The 17,640-nt window shown below is 73.9% G+C and carries 18 protein-coding genes; 13 read left to right on the forward strand and 5 right to left on the reverse strand.

The window, feature by feature from the left end:
* The first annotated feature begins 101 nt into the window (after positions 1–101).
* Both ACIBCM_RS02740 and ACIBCM_RS02745 read left to right on the forward strand, forming a co-directional pair.
* Complete coding sequence (locus tag ACIBCM_RS02740) at positions 102–281, forward strand: hypothetical protein (RefSeq protein ID WP_399239365.1); 180 nt, start codon at positions 102–104, stop codon at positions 279–281.
* Complete coding sequence (locus ACIBCM_RS02745; protein WP_399239367.1) at positions 278–808, forward strand: PIN domain-containing protein; 531 nt, start codon at positions 278–280, stop codon at positions 806–808. Before ACIBCM_RS02740 ends, ACIBCM_RS02745 begins: the two co-directional genes overlap by 4 nt.
* Positions 809–915: 107 nt before the next feature.
* Here ACIBCM_RS02745 and ACIBCM_RS02750 read toward each other — a convergent pair whose 3' ends face one another.
* Entirely contained in the window at positions 916–1,554 is a 639-nt protein-coding gene (locus ACIBCM_RS02750; protein WP_399239369.1) for a TIGR03085 family metal-binding protein, read from the reverse strand.
* An 84-nt stretch (positions 1,555–1,638) separates the two neighbouring features.
* Here ACIBCM_RS02750 and hisI point away from each other — a divergent pair, with 84 nt between their 5' ends.
* From hisI to lgt, 11 genes are all read left to right on the forward strand, one after another.
* Positions 1,639–2,004: a phosphoribosyl-AMP cyclohydrolase gene (gene hisI, locus ACIBCM_RS02755; protein ID WP_399239371.1), complete on the forward strand. Its 366-nt coding sequence runs from the start codon at positions 1,639–1,641 to the stop codon at positions 2,002–2,004.
* 11 nt (positions 2,005–2,015) lie between these two features.
* Entirely contained in the window at positions 2,016–3,584 is a 1,569-nt protein-coding gene (locus tag ACIBCM_RS02760) for an anthranilate synthase component I (protein WP_399239373.1), read from the forward strand.
* A 41-nt stretch (positions 3,585–3,625) separates the two neighbouring features.
* Complete coding sequence (locus ACIBCM_RS02765; RefSeq protein WP_399239375.1) at positions 3,626–4,273, forward strand: TIGR02234 family membrane protein; 648 nt, start codon at positions 3,626–3,628, stop codon at positions 4,271–4,273.
* Between the two features lie 750 nt (positions 4,274–5,023).
* Positions 5,024–5,299 (forward strand): HGxxPAAW family protein, encoded by a 276-nt coding sequence (locus ACIBCM_RS02770; RefSeq protein WP_399239377.1) that lies wholly within the window; start codon positions 5,024–5,026, stop codon positions 5,297–5,299.
* 139 nt (positions 5,300–5,438) lie between these two features.
* Positions 5,439–6,197 carry a DUF2752 domain-containing protein gene (locus ACIBCM_RS02775; RefSeq protein WP_399239379.1) on the forward strand — a complete coding sequence of 253 codons (759 nt, stop codon included), beginning with the start codon at positions 5,439–5,441 and terminating at the stop codon, positions 6,195–6,197.
* Positions 6,198–6,342: 145 nt separating this feature from the next.
* A complete protein-coding gene (gene trpC / locus ACIBCM_RS02780) occupies positions 6,343–7,152 on the forward strand; it encodes an indole-3-glycerol phosphate synthase TrpC (protein WP_399239381.1) in 810 nt (269 codons plus the stop codon).
* 7 nt (positions 7,153–7,159) lie between these two features.
* Complete coding sequence (trpM, locus tag ACIBCM_RS02785) at positions 7,160–7,354, forward strand: tryptophan biosynthesis modulator TrpM (RefSeq protein ID WP_399239383.1); 195 nt, start codon at positions 7,160–7,162, stop codon at positions 7,352–7,354.
* Positions 7,355–7,841: 487 nt separating this feature from the next.
* Positions 7,842–9,098, forward strand: coding sequence for a tryptophan synthase subunit beta (gene trpB / locus ACIBCM_RS02790; RefSeq protein ID WP_399239385.1), 1,257 nt, complete (start codon positions 7,842–7,844; stop codon positions 9,096–9,098).
* Positions 9,095–9,919, forward strand: a complete 825-nt coding sequence (gene trpA / locus ACIBCM_RS02795; RefSeq protein ID WP_399239387.1) for a tryptophan synthase subunit alpha — start codon at positions 9,095–9,097, stop codon at positions 9,917–9,919. The genes trpB and trpA overlap by 4 nt, the downstream gene beginning before the upstream one ends.
* Positions 9,920–10,004: 85 nt before the next feature.
* Positions 10,005–10,859 carry a DsbA family protein gene (locus ACIBCM_RS02800; protein WP_399239389.1) on the forward strand — a complete coding sequence of 285 codons (855 nt, stop codon included), beginning with the start codon at positions 10,005–10,007 and terminating at the stop codon, positions 10,857–10,859.
* A 340-nt stretch (positions 10,860–11,199) separates the two neighbouring features.
* Positions 11,200–12,327, forward strand: coding sequence for a prolipoprotein diacylglyceryl transferase (gene lgt, locus ACIBCM_RS02805; RefSeq protein WP_399239391.1), 1,128 nt, complete (start codon positions 11,200–11,202; stop codon positions 12,325–12,327).
* 286 nt (positions 12,328–12,613) lie between these two features.
* Here lgt and ACIBCM_RS02810 read toward each other — a convergent pair whose 3' ends face one another.
* From ACIBCM_RS02810 to ACIBCM_RS02825, 4 genes are read right to left on the reverse strand one after another with little or no spacing between them, the layout of a single operon-like run.
* On the reverse strand, positions 12,614–13,426 hold the full coding sequence (locus ACIBCM_RS02810; RefSeq protein WP_399239393.1) for an HpcH/HpaI aldolase/citrate lyase family protein: 813 nt from the start codon (positions 13,424–13,426) through the stop codon (positions 12,614–12,616).
* Positions 13,423–14,643, reverse strand: coding sequence for a CaiB/BaiF CoA transferase family protein (locus tag ACIBCM_RS02815; protein ID WP_399239395.1), 1,221 nt, complete (start codon positions 14,641–14,643; stop codon positions 13,423–13,425). Before ACIBCM_RS02815 ends, ACIBCM_RS02810 begins: the two co-directional genes overlap by 4 nt.
* On the reverse strand, positions 14,640–15,605 hold the full coding sequence (rbsK, locus tag ACIBCM_RS02820) for a ribokinase (RefSeq protein ID WP_399239397.1): 966 nt from the start codon (positions 15,603–15,605) through the stop codon (positions 14,640–14,642). The genes ACIBCM_RS02815 and rbsK overlap by 4 nt, the downstream gene beginning before the upstream one ends.
* Entirely contained in the window at positions 15,602–17,200 is a 1,599-nt protein-coding gene (locus ACIBCM_RS02825; RefSeq protein WP_399239833.1) for an ADP-ribosylglycohydrolase family protein, read from the reverse strand. Before ACIBCM_RS02825 ends, rbsK begins: the two co-directional genes overlap by 4 nt.
* Between the last annotated feature and the right edge of the window lie 440 nt (positions 17,201–17,640).

Here is a 17,640-nt window from a genome sequence, read left to right on the forward strand (position 1 = left end):
CCGTCCGGTCGGCCCGCCTCCGTGATCTACTGGCGGCGGGCCCGTACAGACGGCGGGCCGTGCCGGAGACCGCGAAGGCGCCGGACGACAGGGGGAGTGCGATGTTCGGACGACGAGGGCGACGGGATCCGTCGGCCCCCAGGCCCAGGGGCGGCGGGATCGAGACCGTCCTGCCCGCCGAGGACCCCGAGGAGCGGGCCCGCGCCCTGCGATGGCTCCAGGAGAACGCGGCCAGCTGCCTCGACTACGCGGCCCTGAGCGAGCGGGAGGAGCGGGTGTGACACCCCTGGAACACACCGCGCGTCCCGATCGGCCCTCCCCGCGCTATCTGGCCGACACCTCCGTGCTCTGGCGGCTGCTCCGCGGCACGATCGGCGAGCCCTGGCCCGAACGGGTCGCCGGAGGGCTGGTGACCATCTGCCCGGTGGCCCATGCCGAGCTGCGGCACGGACTGCGCCCCGGGCAGGACGGCGAGCCGCTGTATCTCGCACTGGACCGGGCCTTCGGCTCGGTGCCGATGCGGGAGTTCGACAAGCAGACGGAGGCCATGGCCGTACAGCGCGAGCTGAAGCAGCGGGGTGTCGGCAGCGGCGGCCGGGACGGGCCGAATCTGATGGACGTCGTCACCGCGCTCACCGCGCGGTTCCACGGTCTCACCCTCGTGCACGCGGACGCGGACTTCGACCACATCGCCGCGGTCTGCCCCGACATCCCCATGATCAAGCTCGACCCGGGCCCCCCGGTGCCCCCGGACGAGGGCGGTACGCGGCGCCGGCCCAGCTGGCGGCGGCTCCTGGACGATCTCTGAGCGGGCCGTTCAGCCCCTTCAGGAGGTTCAGGCCGTTCGGACGGTTCAGGCCGCTCCGGGCGGCTGCCGGGCCGGAGCCGGCCGTTCGCCGCCACCACGGAGCGCGCTCACATCGACAGGCCGAGCCGGGTGTCCTTGAGCCGTGCCAGCGCGTCCTTGTCGCCTTCCAGCTCCACCCGGGCCACGTCCTGGCGGCCGAAGGCGAACACCGTCAGCTCACCGGGCTCACCGGTCACCGTCACCACGGGCGCACCGCGGTGGGCGACGGCGGTCTGGCCGTCCGGGCGGCGCAGCACCAGGCCCACCGGGGACCTGCGGCCCAGCAGCCGGGCCGCCTTCTCCAGCCGGGCCCACAGCGCGTCCTCGAAGACCCGGTCCAGCGGGCGCGGGGTCCAGTCGGGCTGGGCGCGGCGGACATCCTCGGTGTGGACATAGAACTCGACGGTGTTCGCCGCCTCGTCCACCTGCTTGATCCCGTACGGGGACATCCTGGGCGGTCCCGTCCGGATCAGCTGGATCAGCTCTTCGTACGGCTTCGCCGCGAACTCCGCCTGCACCCGTTCCAGCCGGTTCTTCAGCACCGGGAGCAGGATTCCGCCCGCGGCGTCGGGGCGCCGCTCGCGCACGACCACATGGGCCGCGAGTTCCCGCGTCCGCCAGCCGTCGCAGAGCGTCGGCGCATCGGGACCCGCCGTTTCCAGCAGGTCGGCGAGGAGGAGCCGTTCACGCTTCGCATGGGTCGACATATTCGCCAGCGTACGGCGGCTGTGCCGGGTCCGCCCAGTGGACGCACCGCCCGCGGCGCCCGCCCGGCACGGCACAATGGCCGCATGACCAGCAGTGTCCCCGCGAGCCCCCTCGACCCCGCCGTCGCCGCCCGGCTCAAGCGCACCGCCGACGGACTCCTTCCGGCCATCGCCCAGCAGTACGACACCGGTGAGGTGCTGATGCTCGGGTGGATGGACGACGAGGCCCTGCACCGCACCCTGACCACCGGCCGCGCGACCTACTGGTCCCGCAGCCGCCGCGAGTACTGGGCCAAGGGCGACACCTCCGGGCACGTCCAGCACGTCAAGTCCGTCGCGCTCGACTGCGACGGGGACACCCTGCTGGTCAGGGTCGACCAGATCGGCGCGGCCTGCCACACCGGCGACCGGACCTGCTTCGACGCCGACGTCCTCCCGCTCGGCAAGTAGGGTCGGGCGCCATGGACCTGGAGACCTTCCGCAAGCTCGCCACCGACCGCCGCGTCATCCCCGTCAGCCGCCGCCTCCTCGCGGACGGCGACACCCCGGTCGCGCTCTACCGCAAGCTTGCCGACGAGCGCCCCGGAACCTTTCTGCTGGAGTCGGCGGACGGGGGAACCTCCCACACCGTGGGCGGGGGCGGCCGCTCCTGGTCCCGCTACTCCTTCGTCGGCGTGCGCAGCGCGGGGACGCTCACCGAGCGCGACGGCCGGGCCCACTGGCTGGGCACCCCGCCCGTCGGCGTCCCCACCGACGGCGACCCGCTCGCGGCCCTGCGCGCCACCGTCGAGACCCTGCACACCCCGCCCGTGCCGGGCGGTACGGCGGGGTCCCCCTCGTCCGGCCCCGGCTCCGGTATGCCGCCCTTCACCGGGGGCATGGTCGGCTACCTCGGTTACGACATCGTCCGCAGGCTGGAGAAGATCGGTCCGGGGGAGAACGACGACCTCGGGCTGCCCGAGCTGACGATGCTGCTCACCTCGGATCTGGCGGTGCTCGACCACTGGGACGGCACGGTCCTGCTGATCGCCAACGCCATCAACCACAACGACCTCGACACCGGGGTCGACGAGGCGTATGTGGACGCCGTCGCCCGGCTGGACGCCATGGAGAGGGACCTGGCCCGGCCGCTGGCCTCCGTACCGGTCGCCCTGCCGCCGTCCGAGGTGCCCGCGTTCTCCGGCCAATGGGGCGGCGAGGACTTCCGGGCGGCCGTCGAGGACATCAAGGAGCGCATCCGGGCCGGAGAGGCGTTCCAGGTGGTTCCGTCCCAGCGGTTCGAGACACCGTGCGAGGCGAGCGCGCTGGACGTCTACCGCGTGCTGCGGGCCACCAACCCCAGCCCGTACATGTATCTGTTCCGGTTCCCCAGCGACGACGGCGCCTTCGACGTCGTCGGCTCCAGCCCCGAGGCCCTGGTCAAGGTCGAGGACGGCCGCGCCATGGTCCATCCGATCGCCGGGACCCGGCCGCGCGGCGCGACCCCGCAGGAGGACCAGGCGCTCGCCGACGAACTGCTGGCCGACCCCAAGGAGCGCGCCGAGCATCTGATGCTCGTCGACCTCGGCCGCAACGACCTGGGCCGGGTCTGCGAACCCGGCACCGTCGAGGTGGTCGACTTCATGTCGGTCGAGCGCTACTCCCATGTCATGCACATCGTCTCCACGGTGACCGGGAAGGTCGCCGACGGCCGTACGGCGTTCGACGTGCTCACCGCCTGCTTCCCGGCCGGCACCCTCTCCGGGGCGCCCAAGCCGCGCGCGATGCAGATCATCGACGAGCTGGAGCCCACCCGGCGGGGACTGTACGGCGGCTGTGTCGGCTATCTCGACTTCGCCGGCGACTCCGACACCGCGATCGCCATCCGTACCGCGCTACTGCGTGACGGAACCGCGTTCGTGCAGGCGGGAGCGGGTATCGTCGCCGACTCCGATCCGGTTTCCGAGGACATCGAGTGCCGTAACAAGGCCGCCGCGGTGCTGCGGGCCGTGCACACGGCGAACCGGATGAGCGGCGGGGCCGCGCGATAAAGGGCCACCGGCCGGGGAGCCTTGCGGGGGCGTAAGGGATAGTGGTGCGGGTGAGTGCTGTTCCCGTACCCCGGCCCCGCGCCGGATCAACCGCTTCCGCCGCCGACAGGAGCCGCCGCAGTCTCGGCGCGGCCCTGTTCCTCGGTGCCGTCGGCGCGACCGTCGTCCTCCTCGCCTCCGGCCGGACATGGGCCGAGGGCACGGCCGCGCTCGCCGGCGGCAAGCTGCCGCTGGAGGCCGACGGCGGCGATGTCACCGGTGTGCCGACCGCCCTCGCCATCGTGGGCCTGGCCGCGCTCGTCGCCGTCTTCGCCGTACGCCGGGCGGGCAGGCTGCTCGTGTCCGCGCTGCTCACCCTGAGCGGAGCGGGCGCGGCCCTCACCGCGTACCTCGGCGCCTTTGACCGTGCCGCGCTCGACGAGAAGGCAGCGGAGTCCACCGGCGACTCGGCGGCCACCATCGGCGCGCTGACCCACACGCCCTGGCCCTATGTGACCATGGCGGCCGGGCTGCTGATCCTGCTCGCGGGGCTGCTCGCGCTCCGGTACGGCAGGCTGTGGCCCACCATGTCGGGGCGGTACGAACGCGACGGCTCACCCCGCTCCCGCAGGGCTCCGGCCGTGGACCCCGACCGGCCCGAGGATCTGTGGAAGGCGCTGGACCGCGGCGAGGACCCCACCAAGGGGTAGGGCGCTTCTGATGGATCGTGCTGGGTTCGTGTGCCCCGGCACCTCGTTTCCCCCTGTGCCTGGCGGCACGGGAGGTAACTCCGCCCTGCGCCTGGCGGCACGGGAGGTACCCCCGCCCCAGGGGCTCTCCCCCTGGGCTCCGCCCGGGAGGTACCCCTCCTCCGCCTTGCGATCCACGGCACCAGACCCTCCCGTGACGCCCCGGGGCGTGGGAGGTGCCCCCACTCACTGATCCGGCCTGATCCACCAGAAACACCCCAGGGGCTCCGTTTCCGCGGGGTTCCGCGGGCCCCCGCGGGCCTCCGCAGGGTTCCCCGGGGTCCGTCCGTACGCCGGGGCGCGCGGTCGCGGTACTCCACGGGCCGCCCTCGCCCAGGACGGACCCGCGCGGGTCCGTCCTCCGCAGGGAGCCCTCTCACCGGCCTCCGGTGTACCGGGCCGGGACCCGTTCCCGGCCACTCCGGCGCGGGGGAGAGTCTCCGAGCGGATCGGGGCCGCCCTCCCGATCCGGCCCGTCAGAGGTCACAGGGCACCTCCCTCCACGGCCGGGTGCTCACCACGCGGGGCCGGTACCGGGAGGTCAGAGGCCCTCCACAGGGCCGGGAAAGCCGTGTGACAGCCGCCTCATCACCCTGCCTCCTCCTCGCTTCCGGAGTACGGGACAATGGGTGTCGAGCGTCCGGCTCACCCCCCGAGTGCCGGCATCCCCGCCGTGCCTCACCACAGCGCAACAGCAACGAGGAGCAGCTCATGTCGGGCACCGCCCACGGACACACCCCGGCCGCCTGGACCGGTGTCACCATCGCGTTCATCGGTTTCTGCGTCTCCGGCGTCTTCATGGTCGCGGCCAATCCGCTGGGGTTCTGGGGCGGTCTGGTCATCGTCTTCGCCGGGCTCGGTGTCGGCCTCGCGATGAAGTCGGCCGGACTCGGCACCCCGAGGGAGACCGAGGCCCGTGTCCGAGCCCGCGAGAAGGCGCACGACGTGGCGCTCGCCAAGGCGGCCGCGGCGCAGATCTCCTCCTGATCCTCCGCACCCCCCGCCCGGCCGCGGGCTCCCGCCCCGACCGGGCTTCCCGGCGGTCCCAGGCCGGCCCCAGGCGCATCCCGGCATATGCCGGGCTGCGCCTTTCCGTACCTCCGGAGAGAATCACGGGGTGGACGCCATGACCTCATCCTCCGTCACACCCGCGCCCGAACCGGGCCCCGACCCCACCGACTTCCCCGCCGCACCCGGCCGGGGCGCTCCCGGGCCCGTGATCGGCCCACCGGCCGGTGAACCCGCCGGATCCTCCTCCCGCGCCGAAGCACCCGGCGCCCCGGCGGCCGCTGGTCCCGCGCCCGGCGCCCCCGACGCCCCCGCCGGACCGACGCCGGGTCCCCTGCCCGCAGCGCCGCCCGGAGCGGCGGCCAGCGGCACGGGACCCGGGCCCGCCGGGTGGACCGGGTGGACCGGGTGGACCGGCCCCGGCCGGGTGCACGGCCCCGCGGCCCAATCCGGAGCCCCCGCACCCACCGCCCCCCTCGCGCGCCGGGTCGCCGCCCCCCTCGCGACCCTCGCCGGGGTCGCCGCGGCCTTCGCGTACGTCGGCAGTGTCGATCCGAACGAACCCGGCCACTACCCGACCTGCCCCCTCCTGCGCGTCACCGGGATCTTCTGTCCGGCGTGCGGGGGGCTGCGCAGCGCCCACGCCTTCATCCACGGCGACCTGGCCGCCGCGTTCGGCGCCAACGCCGTCGCCGTCATCGGCTACGGGGTCTTCGCCGTCGTCTGGACGGTGTGGCTGATTCGCGCCGTCCGGGGAGTGCCGGGAGCGACCTGGAGGATCTCCGTCGCCCCCGTCTGGTGGTGGGCCGCCGGCGCCGCGGTGCTGGTGTTCAGCGTCGTACGCAACCTTCCCTTCGGCTCTGCGCTGGCCCCGTGACCGGCCTGGCGGCACCCGTGCCGACCTGCGCCGGGTCCCAGCCTGTGGGACAGCCGTCCACCGGATGCGAGGCCCGGACCGTCCTGCGGATACCATCGACATGGCTGATCCTTGACCATCAACGTCCCGGAAGGGGGCCGCTCGCGTGAGTGTGCTCGACGAGATCATCGACGGCGTACGCGCCGACCTCGGGGAGCGGCAGGCGCGAGTCAGCCTCGACGAGCTCAAGGAACGGGCCGCCAAGGCGCCCGCGGCCAAGGACGGAGCCGCCGCACTGCGCGGCGAGGGCGTCCAGGTGATCTGCGAGGTGAAGCGGTCCAGCCCGTCGAAGGGCGCGCTTGCCGCGATCGCCGACCCCGCCGGACTCGCCGCCGACTACGAGGCGGGCGGCGCGGCCGTCATCTCCGTACTGACCGAGGAGCGCCGCTTCGGCGGCTCTCTCGCCGACCTCGAAGCCGTGCGCGCGAGGGTGGACATCCCCGTCCTGCGCAAGGACTTCATCGTCACCGCGTACCAGCTGTGGGAGGCCCGTGCCTACGGCGCCGACCTCGCGCTGCTCATCGTCGCCGCGCTGGAGCAGGAGGCCCTGGTCTCCCTGATCGAGCGTGCCGAATCGATCGGGCTGACCCCGCTCGTCGAGGTCCACGACGAGGACGAGGCCGAGCGGGCCGTGGACGCCGGGGCGAGGGTCATCGGCGTCAACGCGCGCAATCTGAAGACGCTCAAGGTCGACCGCGGCACCTTCGAGCGGGTCGCCCCCGAGATCCCGGCGGGCATCGTCAAGGTCGCCGAGTCCGGGGTCCGCGGTCCGCACGATCTGATCGCCTACGCCAACGCGGGCGCCGACGCGGTGCTCGTCGGCGAGTCCCTGGTCACCGGCCGTGACCCCAAGGCGGCCGTCGCCGATCTGGTCGCCGCGGGCGCGCACCCCGCACTGCGCCACGGGCGGGGCTGACCCCGCCGTGCCCATCGCCGCTCCCCGTCCTGCGTGCCCCGCACCCGGGGCCGCGTACGCCCGGCTCGCCCGCGGCTGCCGCCCTCGCGGCTGCCGCGCCCCGGCGCGCCGGGTGCACGGACGGCGGGTGCGGTACGTCATCGGCTCGGAGCCCGGCCAGGTCAACGGGATGCGATGGCCCGCCCCGCGCGCGGGCGCCTGAGCCGGTTCCCGGCCACCCCTTCGGGGGGCTGACTCCGACCGGTCCCCGCTCCGGGAATCCCCGGACGCGGACCGTGCACCGCGGTCGTCCCGGACCGGGGACCCAAGGGTTCCCCCCCGAGCGCCGTACCGTCGTGTCACGGCACCGGGCGGCGTCACGGCACCGGGTGGCTCCCGCCCGGAACGGAACCGCCCGGAGCCGGAACACGGCCCATGGAAGCACGGCCCACCGGCGCACCCGCCCGGCGGCCCGGTGCCGTACCGCGCCGGCCCGGACGCGGTGCGCGGGCCCGCTCAGGGTTGTCCGGGGGCGTGCCAGGGCCACACCGGTTCCGTACGGCACCGGCGGCACCGCGGACCCCCGGGGCGGACCGTCCCGGAGGGCGGTCCGTGGAGCCGGTCCGCGCCCATGGCACTCCCGCGCGCGCATACCGTGTCCCTGCACACCAGACTTCCGGGGCGTCAGCCCCTTCTGAGGAGTACGTCGGATGTCTTCGGACTTCTTCATTCCGGACCCTGAGGGTCATGTCCCCGGCGCCACCGGATACTTCGGCGCCTACGGCGGCAAGTTCATCCCCGAGGCGCTGGTCGCCGCGGTCGACGAGGTCGCCGTCGAGTACGACAAGGCCAAGGCGGACCCCGCCTTCGCGGCCGAGCTGAACGACCTCATGGTCAACTACACGGGGCGCCCGAGCGCGCTCACCGAGGTGCCCCGGTTCGCGGAGCACGCGGGCGGGGCGCGGGTCTTCCTCAAGCGGGAGGATCTCAACCACACCGGCTCGCACAAGATCAACAACGTGCTCGGCCAGGCGCTGCTCACCAAGCGCATGGGCAAGACGCGCGTCATCGCCGAGACAGGAGCGGGGCAGCACGGTGTCGCCACCGCCACCGCCTGCGCGCTCTTCGGCCTGGAGTGCACCATCTACATGGGCGAGATCGACACCCGGCGCCAGGCGCTGAACGTCGCCCGGATGCGGATCCTCGGCGCCGAGGTCGTTCCGGTGGCCTCCGGGAGCAGGACCCTGAAGGACGCCATCAACGAGGCGTTCCGCGACTGGGTCGCCAATGTCGACGAGACGCACTATCTCTTCGGCACGGTCGCGGGCCCCCACCCCTTCCCGGCCATGGTGCGCGACTTCCACCGGGTCATCGGCGTGGAGGCGCGCCGCCAGATCCTCGAACGCGCCGGCCGGCTGCCCGACGCGGCCGTCGCCTGCGTGGGCGGCGGCTCCAACGCGATCGGGCTCTTCCACGCGTTCATCCCGGACACCGGCGTACGGCTCGTCGGCTGTGAGCCGGCGGGCCACGGCATCGAGTCCGGTGAGCACGCGGCCACCCTGACCGCGGGCGAGCCGGGCATCCTGCACGGTTCGCGCAGCTACGTCCTCCAGGACGAGGAGGGCCAGATCACCGAGCCGTACTCGATCTCGGCCGGGCTCGACTACCCGGGCATCGGCCCCGAGCACGCGTACCTCAAGGACAGCGGGCGCGGGGAGTACCGCGCGGTCACCGACGACGAGGCGATGCGGGCGCTGCGGCTGCTGTCGCGCACCGAGGGCATCATCCCCGCGATCGAGTCCGCGCACGCGCTCGCCGGGGCGCTGGACCTGGGCCGCGAACTGGGCGGGGACGGGCTGATCCTCGTCAACCTGTCCGGTCGCGGCGACAAGGACATGGACACCGCCGCCCGCTACTTCGGGCTGTACGACGGATCGGACGCATCCGAAGGGGAGGCCGCCAAGTGAGCGGGAACGTGCAACTGCTGAGCGAGGCGCTCGCCGCGGCCCGGGCGGAGAACCGGGCCGCCCTGATCGCCTATCTCCCGGCCGGCTTCCCGACCGTGGACGGCGGTATCGCGGCGGTCAGGGCCGTGTTCGACGGAGGCGCCGACATCGTCGAGGTGGGGCTGCCGCACAGCGACCCCGTGCTCGACGGCCCGGTGATCCAGACCGCCGACGACATCGCCCTGCGCGGCGGCGTCAAGATCGCCGATGTGATGCGCACGGTCCGTGAGGCCCATGAGGCCACCGGGAAGCCCGTGCTGGTGATGACGTACTGGAACCCCATCGACCGGTACGGCGTCGAGCGCTTCACGGCGGAGCTGGCCGAGGCGGGCGGCGCGGGCTGCATCCTGCCCGATCTGCCCGTGGAGGAGTCCGGCGGCTGGCGGGAGCATGCCGACAAGCACGGTCTCGCCACCGTGTTCGTCGTCGCCCCCAGCAGCAAGGACGCCCGGATCGCCACGATCACCGAGGCCGGTTCCGGCTTTGTGTACGCGGCGTCGCTCATGGGCGTCACCGGCACTCGTGAGTCGGTCGGCGCGCAGGCGAAGGACCTGGTCCGGCGCACCCGCGCCACCACCGAGCTGCCGGTCTGCGTCGGCCTCGGCGTCTCCAACGCCCGCCAGGCCGCCGAGGTCGCCGCCTTCGCGGACGGGGTGATCGTCGGATCCGCGTTCGTCAAGCGGCTCCTGGACGCGCCCGACCAGGAGGCCGGACTGACCGCCGTACGCGACCTCGCGGCCGACCTCGCGGACGGCGTACGCAGGGGGCGCGCGGGCGCCTGACGGGTGTCGGCTCGTACACATCGCTCGTACGGGTGGATCTGGACCGGGGAGGCGCGAAGGCGCCTCCCCGGTTCGTTTGCGGGATGTGAGCGAGAACAATCAGGATAGGAACAGGTCCCCGCGCGAGCGGATCCAGCGGGAGCGCAGGCTGGAGAAGTCGCGTGAGCGGCGGCGCCGTGTGCTGGTCGTGTCCGCGGTGGTGGCCGCGGTCCTCGGTGTGGCGGCGGCCATCGGCGTCCTCGCGGCCAACGCCGGCAAGGAGAAGGACAGCGGATCCACCGCCGGACCGCTGCTCGCCCCCACCGGGGCGGAGGGCAAGGACCGGCTGGCGATCCCGGTGGGCGCGAGCGACGCCCCCTCGACGCTCACGGTGTGGGAGGACTTCCGCTGCCCCGTCTGCGCCCAGTTCGAGAATGTGCTGCGGGATGCCATCCATGAGCTGGAGGCTTCGGGCGCGCTCAAGGTCGAGTACCACTTCGCCACCATCATCGACGGGAACATGGGCGGCACCGGCTCCCTGCGTGCCGCCAACGCGGTGGCCTGCGCCCAGGACGCCGGCAAGTTCGCGCCGTACCACGACGTGCTCTACCGGAACCAGCCGCCGGAGCCGGACGACGCCTTCGCGGACAACGGCAGGCTGATCGAGCTGGCGGGCAAGGTCGACGGGCTCGACACACCCGGATTCCGTTCCTGTGTGGAGGGGGGAACGCACGATTCCTGGGTCGTCAAGTCGAACACCGCGTTCCAGAAGGGCGGCTTCCGCGGCACTCCGACCGTGCTGCTCAACGGGGAGTCGGTCTTCCCCGGCAAGGGCGGCGAGCAGATCTCACCGGAGAATCTGAAGAAGTGGGTGGCCGAGGCGAACAAGGGCAAGAAGCCGGGCACCCAGCGCCCGAGCCCGGCCGCCGCTTCCCCCGGCTCCGGGCCGGCCGTGCCCTGATTCCGGGAGTCTCCCGGGTCCCGGCACCTGCCTGACTCCGGGACTCCCCGGTTCTGGCACCTCCCGGGTCCCGGCACCTTTCGGTTTCGGCGGCTTGTGAGTGCCGGTACCTCCTGATGTGTCCCGGCGTCTCCCGGGTCCCGGTGTCCATCCGGTCCCGGTACGGGTCCGTCGGGGCCCGTCGAGGGCCCGTCTCACGGCCCCGCCACAGGGCCGCCACGGCCCTTCCCGGCCTCCTGCGGCCCCGGAACCCCAACGGTTCCGGGGCCGTCCTCGTTATGCAGACGTTGCCGGGGTACCCGCCCCGCCCGATGCCGGGCAGGGTAGCGTCGGTTCTGCCATGGAACTTGCCTACATTCCCAGCCCGTCGTCCGGAGCGATCCACATCGGACCGCTGCCGCTGCGCGGCTACGCGTTCTGCATCATCATCGGCGTCTTCGTGGCCGTCTGGTACGGCAACAGGCGCTGGATCGCCCGGGGCGGCAAAGCCGGCACCGTGGCCGACATCGCCGTCTGGGCGGTGCCGTTCGGCCTGGTCGGCGGTCGGCTCTACCATGTGATCACCGACTACCAGCTGTACTTCAGCGACGGCAAGAACTGGATCGACGCCTTCAAGATCTGGGAGGGCGGCCTCGGGATCTGGGGCGCGATCTCGCTCGGCGCGGTCGGTGCCTGGATCGGCTGCCGCCGGCGCGGTATCCCGCTCCCCGCCTGGGCGGACGCCCTCGCCCCCGCCATCGCCCTCGCTCAGGCCATCGGCCGCTGGGGTAACTGGTTCAACCAGGAGCTGTACGGGAAGCCGACGGATCTGCCGTGGGCGCTCAAGATCTCCGCGGGCCCGAACCGCGAGGCGGGCCTCTACCACCCGACCTTCCTGTACGAGTCCCTCTGGTGCATCGGTGTCGCCGTGCTGGTCGTGTGGGCCGACCGGCGCTTCAAGCTCGGTCACGGCCGGGCCTTCGCGCTGTACGTCGCCGGGTACTGCGCGGGCCGCGCCTGGATCGAGTACATGCGGGTCGACGAGGCGCACCATGTGCTGGGGCTGCGGCTGAACGTCTGGACCGCGATCATTGTCTTCGTTCTCGCCGTGGTCTACATGGTGGTCTCGGCGCGGATGCGGCCGGGCCGCGAGGAGATCGTGGAGCCGGACGGGCCGGGCGCGCGGAGCGGCGGCGGCGAGGACGGGAAGCCCTCGCTGTTCAAGGAGGAGTCCAAGGACGAGTCCGGTGATGCCACCGGTGACGCGTCTGGCGACGCCCCGGGTGACGCGGCCGGGGACATCGACGAGGCGGCCGGTGCGGCGGAGGCCGGCGGGGCTCCCGGGGCCGGGGACACCGGAGAGCCGAAGGAGCCCGCGGGACGCAAGGACGGCAAGAAGGCCGAGGGCACCCCGGGGGCCGGGCAGCCCGGTGCCGGAGCGGCCCGGGGCACGGCGGACTCCGTCGCGGAAGCCGACGCGGGGACCTGATCACGCGGGTGCGCGGGCGGGAACGGACATGGCGAGGCCGCCGGGGACCTGGAGTCCCCGGCGGCCTCCCGCCGTTTCCGGGAGCGGGGGTGCCGGGGCCGGCCGGGGCGGGGGCGGGTAGCCGGGGCCGGTCGTGAGGCCGTGGGCCCGGCAGTGAGGGCGGTGGCGCGGGGGGATCTCCCGGGCGCTCCCGGACCGCGCCGGTGAGGTCGCTCTCCGCTCCGGTCCGTCACTCCCGGCCACCCACGGCTGCCCCGGGCTCTGACGGCGGGTCCCGGCCGCCCGGTCAGGGGATCTCCCGGCGGGCCAGCGAGAGGGTGCGCTCGGCCGCCGCCACGATCGCCGCGTCGACGAACCGGCCGTCCGGCAGGGCCAGCGCGCCCCCGTCCGCGGCGGCCGCCTTGACCACCTGTGCCGCCGCCTCGATCTCCTCGGGGGTGGGCCGGAAGGCCCGTTCGATGACGGGGAGCTGCCGGGGATGGATGGCGGCCCGGCCCAGGAAGCCCAGGGCGCGGCCGTGGGTGCACGAGGCGTAGAGGGCGTCCAGATCGCGGATGTCGGGGAAGACGGACTGGGTGGGGGGCGCGAGCCCGGCCGCACGGGCGGCGATGACGATCCGGATGCGCGGCCAGTCGAGCGACGAACCGTCCCGGACCCCGAGGTCGGCCCTCAGATCCGCCTCTCCGATGGCGATGCCGTGGACGGCGGGATGGGCGGTGGCGATGGCGTACGCGTGCTCGATCGCGAGCGCCGACTCCAGCAGCGGATAGAGGGGCACACCGGGGGCGAGGGACGCGACCCGGCGAATGTCAGTGCCGTGTGCGACCTTGGGAACACGCAGAGCACACAGACCGGGAAGTCCGGTCAGGGTCTCGATTTCTTCGGGGGCCCGGGGGGAGTTGATGCGGACATGGACAGGCAGCGGCTGGGGGGCCGCGAGGAGTTCGGCCGTCGCGGCGAGGGCGTATTTCTTGCGGTCGGGGGCCACCGCGTCCTCCAGGTCGACGATGACGACGTCGGCGCCGGAGGCGATGGCCTTGAGCACGACCCCGGGGCGGTCTCCCGGGGCGTAGAGATAGGTGAGGGGGGTGGTGGTCACAGCGCGCCCCGGGTGCGCAGGGCGGTGATGTCGGCCGGGGTCAGGCCGAGTTCGCCGAGGACCTCGTCGGTGTCGGCGCCGTGGGGACGGCCGGCCCAGCGGATGGCGCCGGGGGTCTCGGAGAGACGGAAGAGGACGTTCTGCATACGCAGCGGGCCGAGTTCGGGATCCGGGACCTCGGTGACGGTGTCCAGGGCCCGGTACTGGGGGTCGTCCATGACGTCACGGATGTCGTACACGGGCGCGATCGCCGCCTCGGCCTTCTCGAACGCGCTCAGGACCTCCTCACGGGTGCGGCGGGCGATCCAGCCGCCGACCGCCTCGTCGAGCTCCTCGGTGTGCTGCGCCCGGCCGGTTCCGCTGGTGAACCACGGCTCGTCGGCCAGATCGGGGCGGCCGACGAGACGCATGACGCGTTCGGCGACGGACTGGGCGGAGGTGGAGACGGCGACCCAGCTGCCGTCGGAGGTGCGGTAGGTGTTGCGCGGGGCGTTGTTGCGGGAGCGGTTGCCGGTCCTCGGCTGTACATAGCCGAGCTGGTCGTACCAGAGCGGCTGCGGGCCGAGCACGGTGAGGATCGGCTCGATGATCGCCATGTCGACGACCTGGCCGCGGCCGGTCGCGGCACGGGCGGCGAGCGCGGTCATTACGGCGAAGGAGGTGGCGAGCGCGGCGATCGAGTCGGCGAGACCGAAGGGAGGGAGGGTCGGCGGGCCGTCGGGCTCACCGGTGAGGGTGGCGAAGCCGCTCATGGCCTCGGCGAGGGTCCCGAAGCCCGGACGGTGGGAGTAGGGGCCGAACTGGCCGAAGCCGGTGACCCGGGTCAGGACGAGACGGGGGTTGGCGTCGCTCAGCTCCGCCCAGCCGAGCCCCCATCTCTCCAGGGTGCCCGGACGGAAGTTCTCGATGATCACATCGGCGGTGGCGGCCAGCCGCAGCAGGGTGTCACGGCCGCCGGGGGAGGAGAGGTCGAGGGTGATGGCGCGCTTGTTGCGGCCGAGCAGCTTCCACCACAGGCCGACGCCGTCCTTGGCGGGTCCGTGGCCACGTGCGGGATCGGGGCGTTCGGGGTGCTCGACCTTGATGACCTCGGCGCCGAAGTCGCCCAGCATCGTGGCGGCCAGCGGCCCGGCGAAGAGCGTCGCCAGGTCCAGTACACGGAGTTCCCGGAGGGGGGTGCGCGGTCCGGTGGAAGGAGTGGGGGGTGTCGGGGTCATGGGGTGGTGTCGCCCTCCTGGTCGGTCCCCGGGCGCTCGCTCTCGGTGCCGAACTCGGGTCGGTCGGTTCCGGTGTCGGCCCCCGCGTCGATCTCCGGGCGGTAGGGCATGGAGGTGGAGGCCCCCTCCCGCTGCACGCACAGGGCGGCGGCCGACGAGGCCCAGCGCAGGGCCTGTTCGACGGGCCTGCCCTCGCCGAGGGCGACCGCGAGTGCGCCGACGAAGGTGTCCCCGGCCGCGGTGGTGTCGACCGCGGCGACCCGGGGCGCGGGGACCGTGAGCGGGTCGCGGTCCCGGCTCGCGTACAGGCTGCCGCCCGCGCCGAGCGTGATCACGACCTCCGGGACCTGGCGGAGCAGCTCCCCGGCGGCCGTGTGCGGGTCGGCGATACCGGTGAGCGACGCGGCCTCGTGCTCATTGGGCACCAGCAGATCGGTGAGGGCGAGCAGTCCGGGCGGCAGCGGCTGGGCGGGGGCGGGGGTGAGCACGGTGCGTACGCCGTGGCGGTGCGCGGCCCCGGCGCCGTCGAGCACGGCGCTGAGGGGGAGTTCGAGCTGGAGGAGGAGTGTGTGGGCGGTGGCGATCAGCGCTTCGTCGCCGGGGGCGAGGGCGGTCACGGTGCCGTTCGCGCCGGGGATGACGACGATCGCGTTGCCGCCCTCGTCGTCGACGACGATATGGGCCGTGCCGGAGGGACCGTCCGCCGTGCGCAGGAGATCGGTGTCCACCCCGGAGGAGTCCAGGGTATGCCGCAGCAGGGTGCCGAAGCCGTCGGAGCCGACCGCGCCGATCATCGCGACGTCCCCGCCCGCGCGGGCGGCGGCGACGGCCTGGTTGGCGCCCTTGCCGCCGGGGATCGTACGGAACTCCCGTCCCGTGACGGTCTCTCCGCGCTTCGGCGCGTGGGCGACATAGGCGACGAGGTCCATATTGGTGCTGCCGAGCACCACGATGCCGGTCATGGGCGGATGGCCTCCTGATGGGTGAGCCGGGCGAGGGTGTCGAAGCCGATGCCGTCGAAACCGGCGACGGAACTGGCGAGCCGGTTGCGGAGAGGGGCCGTCCAGCGTCCGGGCAGCGCGTCCGGGTGACCGGCGAGCAGTCCGGCGACCGAGCCGGCGGTCGCCCCGTTGGAGTCGGTGTCCCATCCACCGGAGACGGCCCGGCAGATGGAGCCGGTGAAGTCACCGTCGGCGTGGGTGAGGGCGGCGGCGAGCAGGGCGGCGTTGGGGACGGCGTGGACCCAGTGGTACCGGCCGAATCGCCGGTGCAGCCGGTCCACGACCACCTCGAAGTCGGACTCCGCGCGGGCCTCGCAGATCCCGGAGCGGACCGCTTCGGCGAGCCGGGAGGCGGGCGGTACGACATCCAGACCGGTGGCGAGCGCGTGGTGCACATCGGCGGTGCCGCCGGCCGCGGTGGCGATGACGGCCGCGGTGAACATCGCGCCGTACACCCCGTTCGCGGTGTGGGTGAGGACGGCGTCGCGGTGTGCCTGCCCGGCGGCGCCAGCCGGGTCGCCGGGGTGGGTCCAGCCGTGCACATCGGCCCGGATGGCGGCTCCGATCCACTCCCTGAACGGATTGCGGTGACGGGCGGTCAGAGGGGGTTCGACCCCGGAGAGGAGGTTGCGGTAGGCGATCCGCTCGGCGGTGAAGGTGCGTCCGGCGGGCAGCTCGTCCAGCCAGAGGCGGCCCACGTCGGCGGTGCCGAAGCCGCGACCGTACCGCTGGAGCAGAAGGAGGTTCAGCAGGCAGTAGTCGAGGTCGTCGTCCTCGGGCATCCCGTCGATGTTCTCGGCGAGCGAGGTCGGGGCGGAGCGCCGGTTCCAGGGGTGGGCGCGCGCGATCTTCGGGGGGAGGCCCTCGGCGGTGAACCAGGTGCGCAGCGGCCAGTTGCCGGTGGCGCGGGCGAGGGCGCGGATCCCCTGGAGGGGCAGCTTCTCCACGGGTTTGCCGAGCAGACATCCGGCGGCGCGCCCGAGCCAGGCGGCGTGGAGCCGGTGCAGCAGAGGGTCGTCATGGCCGGGTGAGCGCGTCCCGGGCGAGCCGGTCCCGGGCGGTTCGGCCGGGTCGGGGGGACGGGTGCCGGGCGGGAGGTCCGGGTGCGGGGCGTACGCATGCGGGCCGGGCAAGGGGTTCACCGGCGAACCGCTCACGGGGTTCATACGAGGTCCCCTGCGGGAGGTCACCGCAGGGCCGGACGGGAGGGCGCCGGGCTCCCGGTCCGCGCGGCCGTCGGCCGGGCCGGGTCCTCGGCGGCCGGAGTACGGGGTCCCGCCGGGGAGCCGGGGTTCCACGGCCGGGTGTCGCCGCCCGTCGGGTCCGGCTTCGGCGGGACCGGTTCGGTACCCGCCCGGCGGGTCGGCGGGCCAGCGGGGGCAGATGGCCCGGATCGAGGCCAGATCCGTGGGCTCGGCCTCCGTCAGAGGGCTCGGGAGCAGCGCGAGTTCGTCGAGCAGCCGGGACGCCAGGGCGCGCAGCGCGGGGGACACGGGAGTGGGGGACGCCCCGGCCGCCGAGGGGGCGGGCCGACCGCCCGCGGCCCGCCAGGTCATGGCGACGGCGCTCGCCTCCCGGCCGTCCTCCGCCGCCTGGCGCAGCTCATGGCCCACCAGATCCTCCGGCTGGACCCAGGTCACCCGCAGCCCGGTGCGCGGGACCGCTCCCTCGGCGCCCGCCACCCCCACCGCGGGGCGGTCGGCGGTGGCCTGGCCCCCGAACCGTACGCCCCCGCCGCCGGTCGCCGGGCCCGATGCGGGGCGGGTCGTCGGTGGCGTGGCCCGGGTCGTTGTCGTGTCAGGGGTGGTGGTTCCCGGTGGTGGGCCGTCGGGGCGGGCGCCGCCGGTCGCCGGGCCCGGTGCCCGCTCGGTCGCCGGCCGGGTGGTCCGGTCCGTTGTCGCGCGGGGGGTGGCCGTGACCGTGGGGGAGGCAGGCCCCGGCGGTGGTTTGCCGGGGCGGGAGGTGCCGGTCGCCGGATTCGGTGCGGTGGTCCGGG

The organism is Streptomyces sp. NPDC051018, from assembly GCF_044456085.1.
Taxonomy (GTDB): domain Bacteria; phylum Actinomycetota; class Actinomycetes; order Streptomycetales; family Streptomycetaceae; genus Streptomyces.